The sequence below is a fragment of the Colwellia psychrerythraea genome (assembly GCF_000764225.1).
Taxonomy (GTDB): domain Bacteria; phylum Pseudomonadota; class Gammaproteobacteria; order Enterobacterales; family Alteromonadaceae; genus Colwellia; species Colwellia psychrerythraea_D.
The window spans coordinates 160118-177298 of sequence record NZ_JQED01000007.1 but is presented as its reverse complement, the minus strand read 5'-3'; the positions used below and the strand labels follow the sequence as shown (position 1 = coordinate 177298).

The 17181-nt window shown below is 37.6% G+C and carries 14 protein-coding genes; 3 read left to right on the top strand and 11 right to left on the bottom strand.

Going from position 1 to position 17181, the window contains the following annotated elements; translation table 11 throughout:
• Positions 1-145: 145 nt before the first annotated feature.
• Positions 146-421 carry an HU family DNA-binding protein gene (locus ND2E_RS15770; RefSeq protein ID WP_033092881.1) on the top strand — a complete coding sequence of 92 codons (276 nt, stop codon included), beginning with the start codon at positions 146-148 and terminating at the stop codon, positions 419-421.
• Between the two features lie 367 nt (positions 422-788).
• On the opposite strand, the gene ND2E_RS15775 is transcribed toward ND2E_RS15770, so the two are convergent.
• Both ND2E_RS15775 and ND2E_RS15780 read right to left on the bottom strand, forming a co-directional pair.
• Positions 789-1820 (bottom strand): PTS sugar transporter subunit IIC, encoded by a 1032-nt coding sequence (locus ND2E_RS15775; RefSeq protein WP_033092880.1) that lies wholly within the window; start codon positions 1818-1820, stop codon positions 789-791.
• A 694-nt stretch (positions 1821-2514) separates the two neighbouring features.
• Positions 2515-3285, bottom strand: coding sequence for an NRDE family protein (locus tag ND2E_RS15780; protein ID WP_033092879.1), 771 nt, complete (start codon positions 3283-3285; stop codon positions 2515-2517).
• A 309-nt stretch (positions 3286-3594) separates the two neighbouring features.
• Between ND2E_RS15780 and ND2E_RS15785 the strand changes: the two genes are divergently transcribed.
• The gene (locus ND2E_RS15785) at positions 3595-4095 is read left to right on the top strand and encodes a VOC family protein (RefSeq protein ID WP_033092878.1); all 501 of its coding nucleotides are present in this window, start codon (positions 3595-3597) and stop codon (positions 4093-4095) included.
• A gap of 378 nt (positions 4096-4473) precedes the next feature.
• On the opposite strand, the gene ND2E_RS15790 is transcribed toward ND2E_RS15785, so the two are convergent.
• The 8 genes from ND2E_RS15790 to ND2E_RS15825 all read right to left on the bottom strand — a co-directional run bounded on the left by ND2E_RS15790 (position 4474) and on the right by ND2E_RS15825 (position 15880).
• Complete coding sequence (locus ND2E_RS15790; RefSeq protein ID WP_033092877.1) at positions 4474-5121, bottom strand: DUF2306 domain-containing protein; 648 nt, start codon at positions 5119-5121, stop codon at positions 4474-4476.
• A 105-nt stretch (positions 5122-5226) separates the two neighbouring features.
• A complete protein-coding gene (locus tag ND2E_RS15795) occupies positions 5227-5901 on the bottom strand; it encodes an ABC transporter ATP-binding protein (RefSeq protein ID WP_033092876.1) in 675 nt (224 codons plus the stop codon).
• A gap of 79 nt (positions 5902-5980) precedes the next feature.
• Positions 5981-8410, bottom strand: coding sequence for an ABC transporter permease (locus ND2E_RS15800; RefSeq protein ID WP_033092875.1), 2430 nt, complete (start codon positions 8408-8410; stop codon positions 5981-5983).
• Between the two features lie 73 nt (positions 8411-8483).
• The gene (locus ND2E_RS15805) at positions 8484-9626 is read right to left on the bottom strand and encodes an efflux RND transporter periplasmic adaptor subunit (protein ID WP_190277807.1); all 1143 of its coding nucleotides are present in this window, start codon (positions 9624-9626) and stop codon (positions 8484-8486) included.
• A gap of 388 nt (positions 9627-10014) precedes the next feature.
• A complete protein-coding gene (locus tag ND2E_RS15810) occupies positions 10015-10911 on the bottom strand; it encodes a hypothetical protein (RefSeq protein WP_150113715.1) in 897 nt (298 codons plus the stop codon).
• Positions 10912-11305: 394 nt separating this feature from the next.
• Positions 11306-12376: a cysteine synthase A gene (locus tag ND2E_RS15815; protein ID WP_033092872.1), complete on the bottom strand. Its 1071-nt coding sequence runs from the start codon at positions 12374-12376 to the stop codon at positions 11306-11308.
• 886 nt (positions 12377-13262) lie between these two features.
• A complete protein-coding gene (locus ND2E_RS15820) occupies positions 13263-14864 on the bottom strand; it encodes a methyl-accepting chemotaxis protein (RefSeq protein WP_033092871.1) in 1602 nt (533 codons plus the stop codon).
• Positions 14865-14872: 8 nt separating this feature from the next.
• Complete coding sequence (locus ND2E_RS15825; RefSeq protein ID WP_223303548.1) at positions 14873-15880, bottom strand: cytochrome-c peroxidase; 1008 nt, start codon at positions 15878-15880, stop codon at positions 14873-14875.
• A 203-nt stretch (positions 15881-16083) separates the two neighbouring features.
• Between ND2E_RS15825 and ND2E_RS15830 the strand changes: the two genes are divergently transcribed.
• The gene (locus ND2E_RS15830) at positions 16084-16536 is read left to right on the top strand and encodes a tellurite resistance TerB family protein (protein ID WP_033092870.1); all 453 of its coding nucleotides are present in this window, start codon (positions 16084-16086) and stop codon (positions 16534-16536) included.
• Between the two features lie 237 nt (positions 16537-16773).
• Here the strand turns inward: ND2E_RS15830 and ND2E_RS15835 are convergent, their stop codons facing one another.
• Positions 16774-17070 (bottom strand): hypothetical protein, encoded by a 297-nt coding sequence (locus ND2E_RS15835; RefSeq protein WP_033092916.1) that lies wholly within the window; start codon positions 17068-17070, stop codon positions 16774-16776.
• Positions 17071-17181 lie beyond the last annotated feature (111 nt).

Here is a 17181-nt window from a genome sequence, read left to right as displayed (position 1 = left end):
GATTGAAATGAGTGCCTTTACTACTTTAAGTAACCGAAAAACAAACAAAATGTCCACTATTTACACAAAATTTACGATTTCTATTGCTCAATTCACCGTTATTTTTTAGTATGTTGATGACAACCATAATTAAGGAAAAATAATAATGAACAAAAGTGAATTGGTAGAGAAAATAGCTGAAGGCGCAGACCTTTCAAAAGCTTCAGCTGGCCGTGCTTTAGATAGTTTAATTGGTTCTGTAACAGCTGAATTAGCTAATGGCGGTGATGTCGCATTAGTCGGGTTTGGTACTTACAAAGTAAATGATCGTGCTGCTCGTACTGGTCGCAATCCTCAAACAGGTGCAGAGATCCAGATTTCTGCAGCGAAAGTACCAGCTTTTAAAGCGGGTAAAGCATTAAAAGATGCAGTAAACCTATAGTCATTTTGAATTAAGAATACCTCTTGATATAAGAGGTATTCTTTTGTCAAACACTGATATAACCCATATCATACATACACATTAACTTTAAAAATCTCGACTGTATTTACTTCGTCAGATTTCCTGCTAACTAATAGCATACCCTATTACTGCAATACTTATATAATTCTCTAAGTACAACACACTTTGATTAAAACCTGCAGAAGGTATAATCATGCATGTGCTCTTTTGAGCATTTCAAAGTAAGCATAAATTTAGGTATTATCTCAACTACGCTATAGTGATCAAAGTATAGTGTTATTATTGAAAGATAAGGGTTCAAGCTAATGGTAAAGAGCTTTTTATAGCCCTTCACCACATAGACAATTTAAGTCGCTACCGCAGTGGCAGCACTCAGTTTATTTGCACGTTTCTCATCAAGTTTCAAATGGACACTACTACCAATATAACCTGCAGCAATACCACAAATTGCTGCGGCAAAAACGGCCATTACAACGGTACCAGCTTCATTGAAAGCAAAAGGTGCAAGCAAACCAGGAATTGGTGCTGCAGTACCCGGAGCATCATTGATAATATTGAAATAGACCGCAACTAAACCAGATAACGCGCCACCGAAGAAGTTACAAGAGTATATTTTAAAGGCATTTCTTGTCACAATATCCGCTTGGGTCAATGGCTCCAACATGATGGCAATAACTTTGTTTCTATCACCCAGTTTTAGTCTTTTCATTAAAATTCCGTTAGTGAACGATCCACCAACACAAGCAATAGCCGCTATTCCCATCGGAAGACCAGTTAAGCCAAGAATTGCCGTTAGTGCCATAGAGCTTAATGGAGAAGTACAGATCATTTTGATCAGACCACCAAGCAAAAAGCCCATTACATAAGGTGATGCACTTGTTGCTCCAGTAATAGCCGTACCTATAATTGCCATAATATTACCTACGACAGGCCCTGATGCATGCGCAATCATATAAGCACAAGGTGCGATAATTAATGCGCCAACAATAATATCGATTCCCTCTGGAAGGTGTTTTTCAATAACTTTAGAAATAAAGTAACAAATATAACCCGCGATAAAGCCGGCTAAGATACCTGTTCCTTTAGTGGCAATGGCTGCAACAATGGCAAATACAGGATTAGCACCTAAGGCTAATGCAACAAGGGCTGCCGCAGCAGGCCCCCCCATAGAACCAGCAGCGAGACCAGTCTCTCTTAAAATATCAATTCCAAGAAAGTCACCAGATATATAGGCATGAATAGCTTCGACTAAAAAGCTAGCAACTGCTGCAGAGGCGAGTCCACCCATCGCCTTTGTGCCATGAGGCGCATAACGACTAAATAAAGAAAATGCCGTTAAAGCAGCAAGAAGAAGGGTTATACCCTTAAGTAATTCCATAAAAGTTTCCTAAGCAAATGAGGCATCTGTTTATGAAGGGAGCAGCCCAAATAATATGGAGAACGCCCTAGATAACACTGCCGTATAGTTGTTGAAGCATTAATAATTCACCCTTGATATTTACTTTTTTATAGCACTTTATAATAGTGCTTTATTAATTATCTATCGGCTGAATTATTGTGCTGATTTTTGTATATCTAATAATTGACCTTTTTATTATTCATGTTTACTTAGATATAAAAGTTGAGATAGCGCAATAAAATACACTTTAATTGAAATAAAATCCACTTTAGTGAATAAAGTTTCCTAAAGGAAACTAGGTAAATTTAATTAAATGATTGTTATCTAATCAATAACGTCAAGTTAAAGGCGAGAAAATACGCAGGGTGCATGGATGAGTGTTAAGGGGAAGACTATTTATAAGCGGTTTCTTATTGAAAATTACAGTCAAATCACCGAAAAATTATATGGATAAGCAAGCTGTTACTATTCATTTTTAAAAAGCCTAAATTAGATAGCAATAAAAACTGGCTCGATTGACTCAATTTTCAGACTTTGCAAGAGCAAACTGAATTTCGGCTCTGCATTGACGGATATAGTGATTAGGTACAGAAGTCTTAACGATAGAGTCAATAATAAAGTTAAAATTAAAGTTAACTAGAGAGTTATCACAATTCCATTAAGTTACTTCCCATCAGTAAGCATTAAAAGTCTGTGTTAAATTAAATTGTTGTTTAGTCACACACTCACCAGATGGTGCGTAGCTGCGGTCGTAGGTTTCAACATTACCTTCGACATCTTGCGTGATTATAGTGGTTGTGCGTGTACCATATGTTGGAGATTTAATAAAAATAGCACTGAGTAGTTGTTCCCATTCTTCATCAAGTCCTGTTTCAGGTAGTAAATGAGGTAAAGCCTGTTTATCATTAGTCATTAAATCAAATAATGCATTAACAGATAGATTCTCATGTGAGTGAATCATTTCACTCAACAGCTTTTCTCCTCTCGCCATTTTAGGCCAAATATCATCTAACGCACCATTACAAATACTATGAACACCTTTACTAAGTTGATGATTTTCGTTATTTACACTGTCATAACAGAACAACTGCTTAAGTGAGCCATAGATGAGGTTAAAGCCATGATACTGCTCTGCCTGCTGTGCCAACTCAGTTTTCATATTTACCTTAGTATCCGCTAAGGCTTGTAAAACAAGGTCACCTCTAGACTTTTTAGGTGCATCACTTAACGGAAATTTTCTAAAGTTAGTTAATGCGGCAAATTTTCCCGTAGACGATAAACCTAACCAAGTCCCGCCTGCTTGCAGATCTTTACCTGCTAGGATATTGGGCTCTCGCCAAACATGCATCGCTTGTGTTGGCCGTTGATGAAACTCGTCTCGATTAGCACAGATAATTAACGGATACTTGGGGTGTTGCTCTATAGCAATAAATAAAATACACATGAATGATTATTACTGTTTGCTTACGAATAGGAATAGCCTAAGTATTGCACCCTAATTAAATAGTGACTATCTAATAATTATTAATATAGGTACTAGATCAACAATATTTTCGATCATAGTAGGAATATATGCCAAGAAGACACTACGCAATCACAATCTTTGCACTCTAAGAACACTACCCAAATAAATAGCGTTATCACTTATCACTTATCACTTATCACTTATCACTTATCACTTATCACTATAAATTTTGAATGAATTAACGTGATTAACGGTCTATTGAAATACACTATATTTATGGAACTCAATATGAACAAAAAAGTTATAGCGTTATGCTTTATTACGTCGATTATTACTACTCATACCGCATTGGCCAACTCAACGATAAATAAGCTTAATAGCCCAATAACACAAGGTATAAACCATCTAGGGCTAACCGTCTCCAATTTAGAAAAGTCGACGCAATTTTTTACAGAAACATTAGGCTGGAAACTGGTCGGTGGTTATGATGATTACCCATCAAAATTTGTCACCGATGGCAAATTATTCTTAACGCTTTGGCAAGTCACTAACCCATCAAAAAATATAGCTTTTGACAGAAAGAATAATGTCGGTCTACATCATTTAGCCTTAAGTATTGCCAGTTTAGATGACTTAAATACGCTTTATGAACGTTGCAAAAAGTCAGAGGGTGTAATTATCGAGTTTGCACCTGAGCCTAACGGTGCTGGCCCAACGATACATATGATGATAAGAGAGCCTAGTGGTAATAGAATCGAATTTGCTTACACACCGAAAAAAATCCAATAATTAAGCTTTAATTAGGACGTAAAATGAGGAAAATGGCTTCACGATCGAGCACTTAAGTAATAACCTCAACGTGCTCGTAAATAATGTAGCGCTATCAAACTTATCCCTAATTTTTGGCTGTTAGAAACATAAGCTCAATTGATACTTTTGTCGCACTTCAAAGTTGATACTCAGTGTTTTACTCATAGAGCCCCCTTCAAATCATATTAATTATCCTTTTTTCAATGAATTAACCATATATAAGTTATCCTTAAATTGTTACATTTGCTGTACTAATTGGACAACAATGCATTTGAAAAAGATCTAAAGGTTCTTACCAGTAATTAACCACTACAGCTTGCATTGATAGCAATATGATATAGCGATTAGCTTAGCGTATTAGGCTGATCTAAATTTTCTCCATTGGCTAAATGGTAAGCGACACAGCCAGAAAAAAATTATCAAGAGAAGTAAAATGATCGGTGACCAAAGTAAGCCTGTATTTTGAATAAATTCAGGGAATATATCTTGGCTAAGAAATGACATCGTTGCCAAAAGCAATGCTATGCACATACGCCATAAATGTCGGGCAATACGGTGAGCACCAACAAGTCCTCCTCGTAATATCATATTAAGATCTAAAATTGCAGCAAACGCAGCAAAGCTTCCTAAGATAAAATACATTGCTAATGGCAGTGTTCCTTCAAGTACTTTGCCGTTATAAACAATATCCCAGCCCCACTTATAAAAAGTGATAGACATCATAGCAATACAGAGGAAGGCACACACCTCAAATGCTCCGGTTGTTCGTGCTTGGCGCTTCACTGTCAGCCATGAAGTACTGGCAAAATATAGTGAAAATATACCCATGATAGGAAAATCGTCAAACTGGATTTCCAAATATATAGTAGTCAAAGATAAAACCACCATAGAGATAAAAAATATATTACCTGCCAGTTTGTGAAGGCGTAAGCCTTTAGAGGCAATCAAAGCCATACTGCCAAAAATTAGTACTAAGATTCCCGCAATAATATGAAAAATTAACATAATATTGTCCTTTATAAGTTTGATTTTAACTTGTTAGATTGAGTAAGTGATGACTGATAGCAAAAAAATTAAACTGTTCATCAACTCATCGAACCGACGCCATGTTTATCGCAGAACACCATCTTCTAGCTGAACTATGCGTTTGCTACGTTTAGCAAATCTGGCATCATGGGTCACCATGCAAATGGTTCGACCTTCATCATGCAATTCATCAAATAAGTCCATAATGGCGCCACCATTGGCGGTATCAAGATTACCGGTAGGTTCATCGGCCAATAATATAGACGGGTCTACGACTAAACTTCTAGCAACAGCAATACGTTGTTGCTGGCCGCCTGATAGCTGTGCGGGGTAGTATTTAGCGCGATCAGCCATATTCACTTTTTCCAAGGAATTCATGGCTATTTCATCACGTTCTTTTTTTTTCATTTTACGATAAGATAGTGGCAATGCGACGTTTTCTAACACGGTTAAATCTCCTATCAAATTAAATGCCTGAAAAATAAAACCGATCTCTTTATTACGAATTTCTGCACGTTGGTAAACATCCAAATCGTGTGCCAGATAGCCGTTCAATAAATACTCCCCACTAGACGGTGTTTCAAGTAATCCCAGAATAGACAAAAGTGTAGATTTACCACAGCCAGACGGACCTGCAATACTCAGGTACTCCCCGGCATTGATTGTCAAATCAACGCCTTTTATTGCACTGGTTACACCGGCATCACCAGTAAAGTCTTTGGTCAGTTTCGTTAATTTTATCAAAGCTTCATTTTTCATTATTTATGTCCTTTATCTTTATTTAGCTGAACAGTTGCTGAGTGCTTATTTTTGTTTTTAGTTCTACTGATACTAAACTTTACTGTTCTCTTAATGCTTGGTTTGGTTCGATAGCCGTTGCTTGTTTCACTGGCAGTAAAATAGCCAATGCAGCAAACAGTGAAACAACGACGGCAGTTATAAAATACATGGGTAAATTAAAGGGGTCGGTTTCAAATAACACGTTGCCTAAGGCAGGCGATATAAACGCCATAATAATTGCCCCTAAGGCAATCCCTATCGCGCAAAGTGACATGCCTTGCACGGCAAAGAGCATACGTATACGTTTCGGGTTTGCCCCAAGAGCTACGCGTATACCTATCTCTTTTTTTCGTTGACTGACGTTATAACCAACAATCCCGACAACACCACTAAGTGCTATGCTAAAGGCCAACAAAGCAAACATAGATACCAATTGACCAACCAAGTTAGCCGATGACAATGACTTTTCTTTAAGTCGATTCAGCGTGGTAATGTTCTTGACAGCTTGCTGAGGTTTAATGTCATGAATGGTATCTGTGATACTCGTTTTAATAACATGTAATGGCTCCTTACTTTTGATAAGTACTTTCATCCAGCTCCAGCGAGAATACTCCATAAAGGTGCTATAAAATGTTGCGACGGGTGCGATATCAACACTCATTTCTCTAGTGTTTGCAACAACACCACGTATGCTTAACCAACTTTTGCCTTTATCTAGCGAGATGCGTTTATCAATTGGGTTTTCAGCCGCAAAATATACTTCAGCAAAATGTTGATTAATTAAAATCGAACCTGGGTTATCTTCATTGTCGCTCTCTTTAAGATATCGTCCTTGCAGTAAAGGGATATCAAGCACTTGATGATAGCTTGGCGAAACAGCTACTCTAAGCGCATCAGGACGCTCACTGCTATCTATAGGTGGTTGTCCTTCAATTTGAAAGAAAGTTAATTGTCGTCGACCTTCGGTCATTGGATAAGTAGTCGAAAAGGCAACTTGCTCTATTTCTACTTTTCTCTCTAAACGATGGGCGGTTTCTCGTGCAAAGTCATGCCACTGTTTCAGTGTGCCACTAGAGGCGCCTGGCCCCATCTGCAAGGCTACAATATTGCTACTGTCAAAACCCGTCTCTTGATTATTCAAACGATACAAACTTAGGCTAACCAGCGTCGCACTGGTAATAACAATGAATGCCAAGCTAAATTGAATTATTAGTAAGGCTTTTCTCAGTCTATTGCTTGCCGTACTCGCTGTAATATTACCGCTGCCTTCTTTTAAGGCTTCATTGATATGACGCTTTTGAAACGCAGCTGTTGCGCCACTAATAATGCCGGTCAATACCGAAATGACTAAGCAAAAGACAAGTACGTCCCAATTGATCTTCACTTCACTCGACAAAGCAGTGTAATGCGCAGCAAAACCAGCGAGCAAATCAATACTAAAAAGGGCTAAAAACAACCCTAAGCCACCACCAATCAGCGACAGCATAATACTCTCAGTCAGCACTTGACGCGCAATTCGTCTGGGATTGGCACCTAATGCCTCACGTATGGCAAACTCTTGTTTGCGATTAGCTGTACGAGCTAAATTTAAATTGGCAACATTGGCACAAGCAATAAGTAAGACCAATGCGGTGATAGCCATTAATAAATAAAAGGTTGAGCTTGAATCACCGGCCATCGCTGACTTTAATGGTATTAGTGTATTACTTAGCCCTTGATTTTCAGGGTAAGAATCGGGGAAGTCTGTAATTAAGTGCTCAGAAATATTATTCAAATCCAAACTCGCTTGTTGTAGGCTAATGTCAGGCTTTAATTTTCCAAACAAGGTCAGCATAGTGCGATTGCGATCATTTACTGCCCCGCTACTACCTCGTACTGGGCATGATGGCGCCGTAACCCAGATATCATTTTTGGCGGGATAAGCCGCCATTGGCGGCAATACTCCGATAACCTGATGCAGCTTAAACCCCATCTGCAAGTTCATGCCAATAACATTTGGATCGCTACCAAACACTTCACGCCAGTAGTGATGCGACATGACTAGTAAAGGTTTCGCGCCCAACTCATCTTCGCCTGGTAAGAAAGTCCTGCCCAATATGGGTCTCACTTTCAGCATTTCAAAATAATCCCAGCTAACAACACCCGCTTTCAAACTCGAAGGATCACCATGTCCCAGCAAGATGTAACTCATTTGGTGGTATTCAATTAAATGGGATAAGTGCTGACTTTTATCACGATAGTCAAACATAGTTGCTACTGAAACTTCTATATCATCTCGATCGATTTTGGGGTTGTTGGTATTAACCTTAACTAAACGTTCACCTTCACTAAAAGGCAGAGGGGCTATTAATACGTTATAAACCATACTGAAAATTGCAGCATTAACGCCAATGCCTAGTGCCAAAGTTACCACTATTAGGGCACAAACTGCTGGAGTTTTAATAAAACTCCGACAAGCAAATTGTATGTCTTCAATTAGCGTTCGCATGAAGAGTTATCCTTGTTTTTATAATTTGAAGAAGTACGTAACTTGCCTTATTAACTATTTTATTAAATTTCATCTAACGTAAACTTAACTGTTTTAATTCATTATATTTATTAGTTGAAGAGACGATGACTTGATCACCAGCCTTAAGGGAAGATAACACTTCAATATCGTCTACAGAACTACGGCCAAATTTAATCTGCTGCCGTATTGCCGAGGTATTTGTTTCGTTAACTACAAAAAGGCTGCTTGAGGCGTATTCCTGTGTAAATACTGGTCGCTTTAACTTTAAAATACCTTCTAAATGTTCTAGCTTGATCACTCCTTCAATGCGTAGATCTGGACGAGCACCTTTTAGTATCTCGTCTATAAAAAACACATCAACCTTCACTACTCCCTGCTCTACCGAGGGATTAATACGCCTTACAGTGCCTTGGAGCATGTGTCCGCCGACAGATAACGTAACAGTCTGGCCTTTTTTAACATCTTTAACTTGGCTTTCTTGCACTTGTAACTCTGCTTTTAAATTATCCTGTTGTGCTATGCGCGCTAACACAGTGCCAATGCTGAAAGGTTCACCAACCTGTAAGGTAACTTCTTGCACAACTCCTTTCGTCGTCGCTTTCACATATAAGTCATCAGCAAGTTTTTCTTGTAATGCTAACTGACGCCTAGCCTTATTAGTTTGAGCCTGAGCCGCCAATAGTTCAGCTTGTTTTAAAGCAGGAATGTTTTCTAATAATTCGACTTCTAATTTATGCTGAAACTTAAGTTGCTGTTCTAACAATATTGACTCGTTATAATCAATATTTGAAACCGCCCCCGTTTTCAATAAGCGTTGATTCGCTTGTCTCCTTAACTTGCTCATTTCATAACGAGCACCAAAGTCTGCCACTACGATACGTTGTTTCAATATTGATTGCTGCCACCGTTGTTGTAGTGAATTATATGCTGCTTGCAGAACTTCAACTTCAAATTTAGCTTCATCGACGGCTTGACTCAAATTAGGATTATCAAGCACCATGATCACAGAGCCAATATCAACTTCATCGCTTGCTTTAAGTAATATCTCTTTGACACGCCCATGTGATGTGGCTGATAAGAAATTCAGGTCAATAGGCACTATCGTGCCTGGAGCCCTCACTTCTCGAATTAAATCCCCCCTTTCTACCGTAGCAATGATGAAGTCCTCGAGTGATACCTCGGTAATATTACTCATTGCATGTAAACGGCTCCATGCAAAAACCAATATTGATGCAACGCTTATAACAACGAAAATTTTCTTAAAATGGATTAATCGATTTGAGTTTTTTTCTGGGATACGCATATAGAGTTCACTCAATTAATGTTTATGTTTGATTAAATATGGCTAATAAATTGCCTTTTATTAAGCTAGGCGATTTGGTAAAGCTTGATGAGTAAATTAGTAGAATTAAGCGCGGCTTCAAAGGCCCAATGTGTGTCAATTATTGGTTTAATTACCTCAGAAAAGGCCAATTGTGTGTCAATTTAGAGTGAAAAACGAACTATTTTAAGTTTTTTAGCAAGTAAACGAGATTATTTTTATCAACAGTGTTTTCTAATGAGAGTAACTAGTAGTGAACAAACTACTGTAATTCGTGAGCAATTTTTGCACTGTAAGTTGATATTTCAGTCAACATTTTCAGATTAGGTTTAGGTAAAGTCGTTAACATTTCACTAGCATTGTGAAAGTATGCTTGTGCCGCTTGATAGTTTGAACGGTAAAGTTCACTTTTACCCAACTCAATATTAAGGCTAATATTATCGCTAATTCGACGATACTCTAATTGCTGAAAAAGAAAGGAAATATATTGTTGGCTAGCTGAACGCTCCGTTAGCGGTTTTGAAAATTTCAGCTTATTATTTTCAGCTTTTAACTGCATTAAAGCATTGTGAAATAATTTTCCGTAATGACAAGGATCCGCTTTATCTTCTACATCAAAAACACCTAGTGCTGGAGAATAACCCGTCCAGCATTTTAGCTCATTACCTGTTTTATTATCTTCACTAACTAAAGATTTCGAATTATTAAAATGAAACGGCTTGATAAAATACCATGCTAGGACAGATAACATCATGATAGAAGCAATGACGAAAAATGGCCTCTTATTTCTGCCAGTTGAATAATCAGATATGATTAATTTTCTTTGTGAGGCCTTTTCTAATCTTAACTTTTGCTTTTGCTCTAACTCACTTTGATGACAGCTCTGAGACAGTGAGTTTTCAAAACAATATTGACGAAATTCTTCATCATTCAAATTCAAGCTTTGAGAGTCTAATTTAAAAAGCTGAAGAATTTTTGTCACATGTCGATCTGGTACTACTGGGTATCTTGGATTACCCAAACGATCTCGGCTGGAAAACCATCGAGTCAATGTTGTTGGATCTAAACTTAAATGTGCGGCCAGCTGCTTCCGAGTCTTGATTTCAGGGTTCAAACCACTACGCAATATGGTATTAAGTTTGTTTCGATCTATTTTCACAATATATACCAATAAAATTCACCTAGTGGTGATTAATAAATTGTAGCTTTAATATCAAAATTATATAGTGAATTCACATTAAGCGAAAGCGATTAACTACCTAGGTTTATTTGCTAGGCTTGCAGTTATTTTGACGGTTCACCCTGATGAAATACTGACATAAATATTCGCTTTTAAGCAAAACGTATAAGCTTCAAGCTTGGAACAATAATGTAGCATGGAGCAACTAGGCTACTAAATAATCCAAAGAGCGATTAACGAACATCGATTAATGATTGTCATTGCTTGATTCAAGCTGACTGACCAGAAAACTCAGATACATTAAATAACCAACTATCATTATTTGAGGTTTACTCTTGCTCATCCTCTGAATTTCAGTCGCTGATGTCATCTCTTAAGATTGAACATCAACGACAGAATTTTCTGGCTCCGCTTGATAGCGGGCAAACATACTTTCAAGGCTTTCATAGCCAAGAACAATTTCTTTATCAATTAAAAATTTTTCGTTATAAAGTTTGTCATATGACCGTTCTGCCAAATCACAACAAAAAGTGACAATCGTATGCCCAGGTCCAATTTTAGCCGCAGCATACAAAGCGCCCGCGACATTTAAAGCTGAGCTACTACCTAATAAAATGCCATCAAGTTGACTAACATGTCGAGAAATAGTGACTAAGTCCTGGTCGGGTAAAGTGATAGCTTTATCGATTTTTGCCTGACGAAAATTCTCAACAGAACGCATTATGCCAATCCCTTCGGTAAATGAACTACCACTTGCCTGATACTTGCCTGTTTTTAAATAAGCGTAAATCCCTGAACCAAAAGGATCAACCAGCCAAGTTTGTAACTTAGAGTTTTGTTCAGATAAATAACATGAAGTGCCGGCAATAGTGCCTCCGGTGCCAACCACAGAAACTAACACATCAATTTTACCTTGAGTTTGATACCAAATTTCTGGACCCGTATTGAGATAATGAGCTTTACAGTTGCTGATATTTTCGAATTGGTCTGCCCACCAATAATCATGCGCTTCACCAAGACGCTTAGCGGTATGATAAAAATGATTTTTATCGGCAAAGGGACACGCATCTACCAGCATGAGTTGCGCATCATACAAAGCTATCATCTGTTCTTTTTCTTTGGCTTGTCCCTTAGGCATAACTGCCATCATGTTAAAACCATAGGCTTTAGCGACCAAGGCTAAACCGATGCCGGTATTCCCAGCGGTTCCCTCCACTATGGTCATGCCAGGTTTTAGCTTACCGCTTTCGATGGCATCTTTAACTAGTTGTAATGCTGCCCGATCTTTAATCGAACCACCCGGGTTTTGCTGCTCACATTTTAATAAAATTTCACAACCGGTTAATTGACTCAAGCTGTTGATACGTAATAACTCAGTATTACCAATCAATGCAGTGATGTCTTTAGCTATAAGAGGGTTGGCAGTATGGGGAAATTCGATCATATAGGTTGCTAATAAATGAGGTATACCTTATTAAAGCCTAGATGGTGATTGCTTTAAGTCAAGATCCTGCGGGTATCATATCAACTATCATTTTTGATAAATAACAAGCTAAGTTGAATGTCCGCTAACAAGAATTTTTGACATATCTAAATTGCTAAATTATGTCAGCTATAGTTAAACGCTGATATTTAAAAGCCTCTGGTTTAGCTTGAGCTATCACACTATACCCAAGCCACTTGGAAATGCTCGATTTCAGCAAGGCGAGAATAGTGCCAAATACTAGGCTTAAAATGTGTGGTGTGGTCGTTCCCCACCCACATTTTATAACGACGTAGTTGGTCGATTATCGCCTTGCCCTTTGGGAGCTCGGGTAGAAAACGACTACGGTGTTATGATTCATCATTAGGGAATAACCCTTAATGACAAATCATGCCTTGTATTCGTCTCCAACCCGAGCTCTGAAACCTGTATTTTCAAGTCGTTTGGGTATAAATGTATCATTAGCAGTTGCTTTAATTTTTTTCATTTTTTATGTCACGTCATCAAAGATCCGTAAATTCACTTATACCCATTCCATTAAATTTATTCCCAACTCAGAGCTATGTCGAAGGAACTAGAACAATCAAAATTTGTGCTGGTATAGTCATTCTATATCTAACAAATTTGTGCAGTTATTGCTTTTCTGACAAGCTCCCAAGGGCGAGTACCTAATAAAAAGTAAAGGCTTATATGCTGTGTTATTGATTTTGATAAGGACGCTGCATGGATGCAGCTTATTAGAAAATGCAGGAGTATATTCTCCTGAATAACTATTCTCTTCAATCAATGTCTTGCCTTTAAGCCTTTTAATTCTCGCTGTTTGGGAAATAACTTAATGGACTTGGTATTAAACCTTAAATTGTTCTACCTTTAGGTTTACTTCATCCATTGAAATAATCACCTTTTTACTATTATTATCTAGCAGTTGGCTGCCAACAGAAGTTTGCTCTGCAATTTCGATTATTTCACCTAGGTAACCATTTACATGTTCTGTTGCTTGCATCTGCTGTTGTGTTTGCTCACTTACAATTTCACTGGTGACTTTTATCCCTTCTACGCTATTAAGTACGCAATGCAGCGCTTTAGAAACATCAGCATTTTTTTTCACACATTTGGTAGCGCTACTTGTTCCTGCTTCCATCATCAACTTAGCTTCTTCGGCTTGTTGTTGAATTTGACTAATTGTTCTGTGTATATTCGTGGTCGACTCTTGCGTCTTCATTGCTAAATTTCGCACTTCTTCGGCAACAACAGAAAAACCTCGCCCTGCCTCCCCTGCACGCGCCGCTTCGATAGCTGCGTTCAATGCTAACAGGTTTGTTTGATCTGCAATGGCTTCAATAACATTTAAGACCTCACCAATTTCAGTGCTTGAGTTTTTCAACGCAAAAATGACTTCACTCGTTTGCTCTACGTTGTTAGATAACAGGTTAATTTCAGCTACCGCTTGCTCAACAAAATCAACACTCACTTTAGTTTCTTGATAAATATCTTCTGTTTGCTTTTTTACATCTGTCGAGCTTTCTGACACGGTTGAAGTAGATGCATTAACTTGAATCATGGCTTCACTAATATTATCAATTTGATTTTTTTGTTTAAGAGTTCCTTGTTGTGTTTCATATGAAATAGTAGAAAAGTCATCAAGTTGTTGTTTGGTACTCGCAACTGATGTGGTAATGTCAGTCACTGTTTGATGGACTTTTTCAATGAAACCATTAAATTCCTTAGATAAGGTCGAAACCTCATCTTGACCATTAATTGTTAGACGCTTAGTTAAGTCACCATCACCACGGGATAACTCAACTACCGCAGTTATTAATTCATTTATTGGTCTAATTAAGCGCTTCACCATAATAAGCACCGTAATAATGGCAATTAAGCTGATAAAGATAAGTAATATGGAGGTTATAAATAACTTTTCATTGACTGAACTCTCAGCCTGCTTCGCTAAAAGCGCAGCTTCGCGTAAGGTATCTTTTACCAAAAAATCTAAGCGTTGTTGGATAACATGATGCGAATTTTCAAGCTCAATCCTCGAAATGAGCTCGTTTTGTCCTACACTCGCGATACGAAATTTAATATTAGTAAACCACTGCTCTCCTAATGCGAGTACTGACGTAGATTCTTTTTTAAGCGCTTCGGTCAAGCTATTTTTTATGGTTTCATTCAACTGCTGAGTAAATAAATGAGAGAGTTCGTCTATTTTTACTAGCACATGCTCCCTTTTTTGAGGCAGGCTCATTGATAAAACATTATCGGCATACTGACTCGCCTTAGTAAAAATATCGCCTGCTGAACGGCTGCTATCAATAGCATTAAGTGGTTGATTAAAAGCATAAATAGTAACATCTCCCTGCGCTTTTAACTCACTCACTAGATAAATACTCAAGAATGAAAATACAGCAATTAAACTGATAAAAATGAGTAATAATTTATTTTTAATCGTCATTTCTATTCCTAGTAAGGTAAAAGGGGCAAAGTTACCGGTGTATCTTCACCCGTTAACGTTAATAAAAAGGCTTCCAAATCATTAACTTCTTGAGCTGTTAGCATGATTGTTTTTAGTTTATCTGAACGGCTTTTTCTATCGATAATTCCACCAACATAGTGAACTATTACCATACTTAATGATTCAAAACGGCCATCATGCATATAAGGTGCACGTTGCCCAATATTACGTAAACCAGGTGTTTTAAAAGAGAAATTATCTTTTGATTTTTTAGTTAGTGCACCTAAGCCTAAATCGGTCCCTGATAATCCTACATCATGAAATTGATTATCAGTAAAATTCCAGCCTTGATGGCAAGCTGCGCAATTAGCTTTACCATTAAATAAGGTAAATCCACGTTTGGCTGAGTTAGATATAGCATTATCATCACCCTCTATCCATTGATCAAATGGCGCCAAACCAGACACAAGAGTGCGTTCATAGGTTGCTATTGCTTTACGAATATTATCACCGGAAATTCCAGAAGAGCCAAAAACCCGCTTAAACCATTCGGTATATTGAGGCACTTTCGAAAGACGCTTGACCACAGTATCTAGTGATATGTTCATCTCTACTTTGCTTTCTATCGGGCCTTGAGCTTGAGCTTCTAGCGTTTTAGCGCGGCCATCCCAAAAAAAGGAATTACCCCACGCCATATTAATAATCGTCGGTGAATGTCTTGATAAAGAGGTATTTTGGCTACCAATTGAGGTTTTTGTTGCATCTTCCCAGCCAAAACTAGGGTTATGGCAAGTAGCACAAGTCATATTAAAATTTTGACTTAGACGAGGATCAAAAAACAACATCTTTCCTAATGCTGCTTTCTCAGTAGAATAAAGATTATCACTTGGAAACGGAATACTCGTTGGCCGTTTATACAATGCCTGCCAATCACTGGCAAACGCTGAACAACAAAACAAAAACACTGCAACATAAATACTTTTTATAACGCTTTTATTTATGGTTGATTTATTCAAAATCACTTTCCTCAATACATTAGTCTTTGTAAAAGACACAATGATGATTAATTAAATTTCAAAATTTGTTACAAATCAGTTATAAATTAGTTATAAATTAATATTAGAATCATTGTTTACTCTTTTAAGAAGTTGGGAATAACATCGACTGAGCAATAAAGTGAAGAGTCTCGTGTAGGTTTCCAGCAAATTAAGGCATAAATATGTTAGCAAAACTTAAGAGCTTCTTTAGCCAAGAACTAAACATTGAAAACCAAGTAGATACCCAAGATAGGATTCAGTTAGCTGCGGCTACCTTGCTCATAGAAGTGAATAGAGCAAGTTTAGAAAAGTCATCTGTAGAGCAGCAGGCGATGAAAGAGGCACTTGGAAAATCCTTTCATTTATCCGGACAAAAGCTTGATTCGCTGGTTGAGCATGCAACCGCTCAAGGTGAAGATGTTACCTCGCTTTATCCCTTTGTTAAGTTAATTAATGAACATTATAGTGCGCCACAACGCATTCAACTGGTAAAAACGCTGTGGCAAGTAGCCTTAGCCGATCAAGAAATCTGTATGTATGAAGAACATGCTATTCGAAATATTTCAGATTTGCTTCATGTAGATCACAGTGACTTTATTAAAACAAAATTAGAAGTATTGGAGTTAAACTCTTAATGGCTATTATACTTTTAATCAGATCAAAAATAACGACTCAGTCATAAGTTGGTTGACGCCGTTCTATTAACCAACCTGCAATATACTTATGAATGAAATCAAATTTAACGATTTTATTATAAGAGAATGCACTACCGATTTTATGACTTTTTTTGCCATAATGTCCCCTATGAGTATATCGAACTCAGGCGCATTATTTTTAGGTAATCAAGAGCACGAATATAAATCGAAATGATATTAGCAATCCGTAGTTTTATGAGATTTTTTACTATTTTGTTGAGATTTAGTCATGATATCTTCATACATCAGCAACGTCTCTTTAGCCAATGACCCATACTCAGGATGTCGAGTTACAATGGCAATCACTTGGTGGGTGTCCATTAATACCTGCTCTAGGTAGCTTAGATCATATTGGTCGAGCACAGCACCCTTATCAACTTTCTCTTCGAGCTGTTTAATTCTTGGGTAGCGTTCATGCTCAAAGCGTTTAAGAAGTACTGCTATCACTCCTTTATCTTTTTGCTCTATATCCATATTACCTCCTATTGAATTGTCTATAGCATAAAGTATGGCCATAAAAATGGCTACTTCCAATAACAATAAGAATATCGCCTTGTCAGCGTTTTATTGAGATTATCAGTTCCC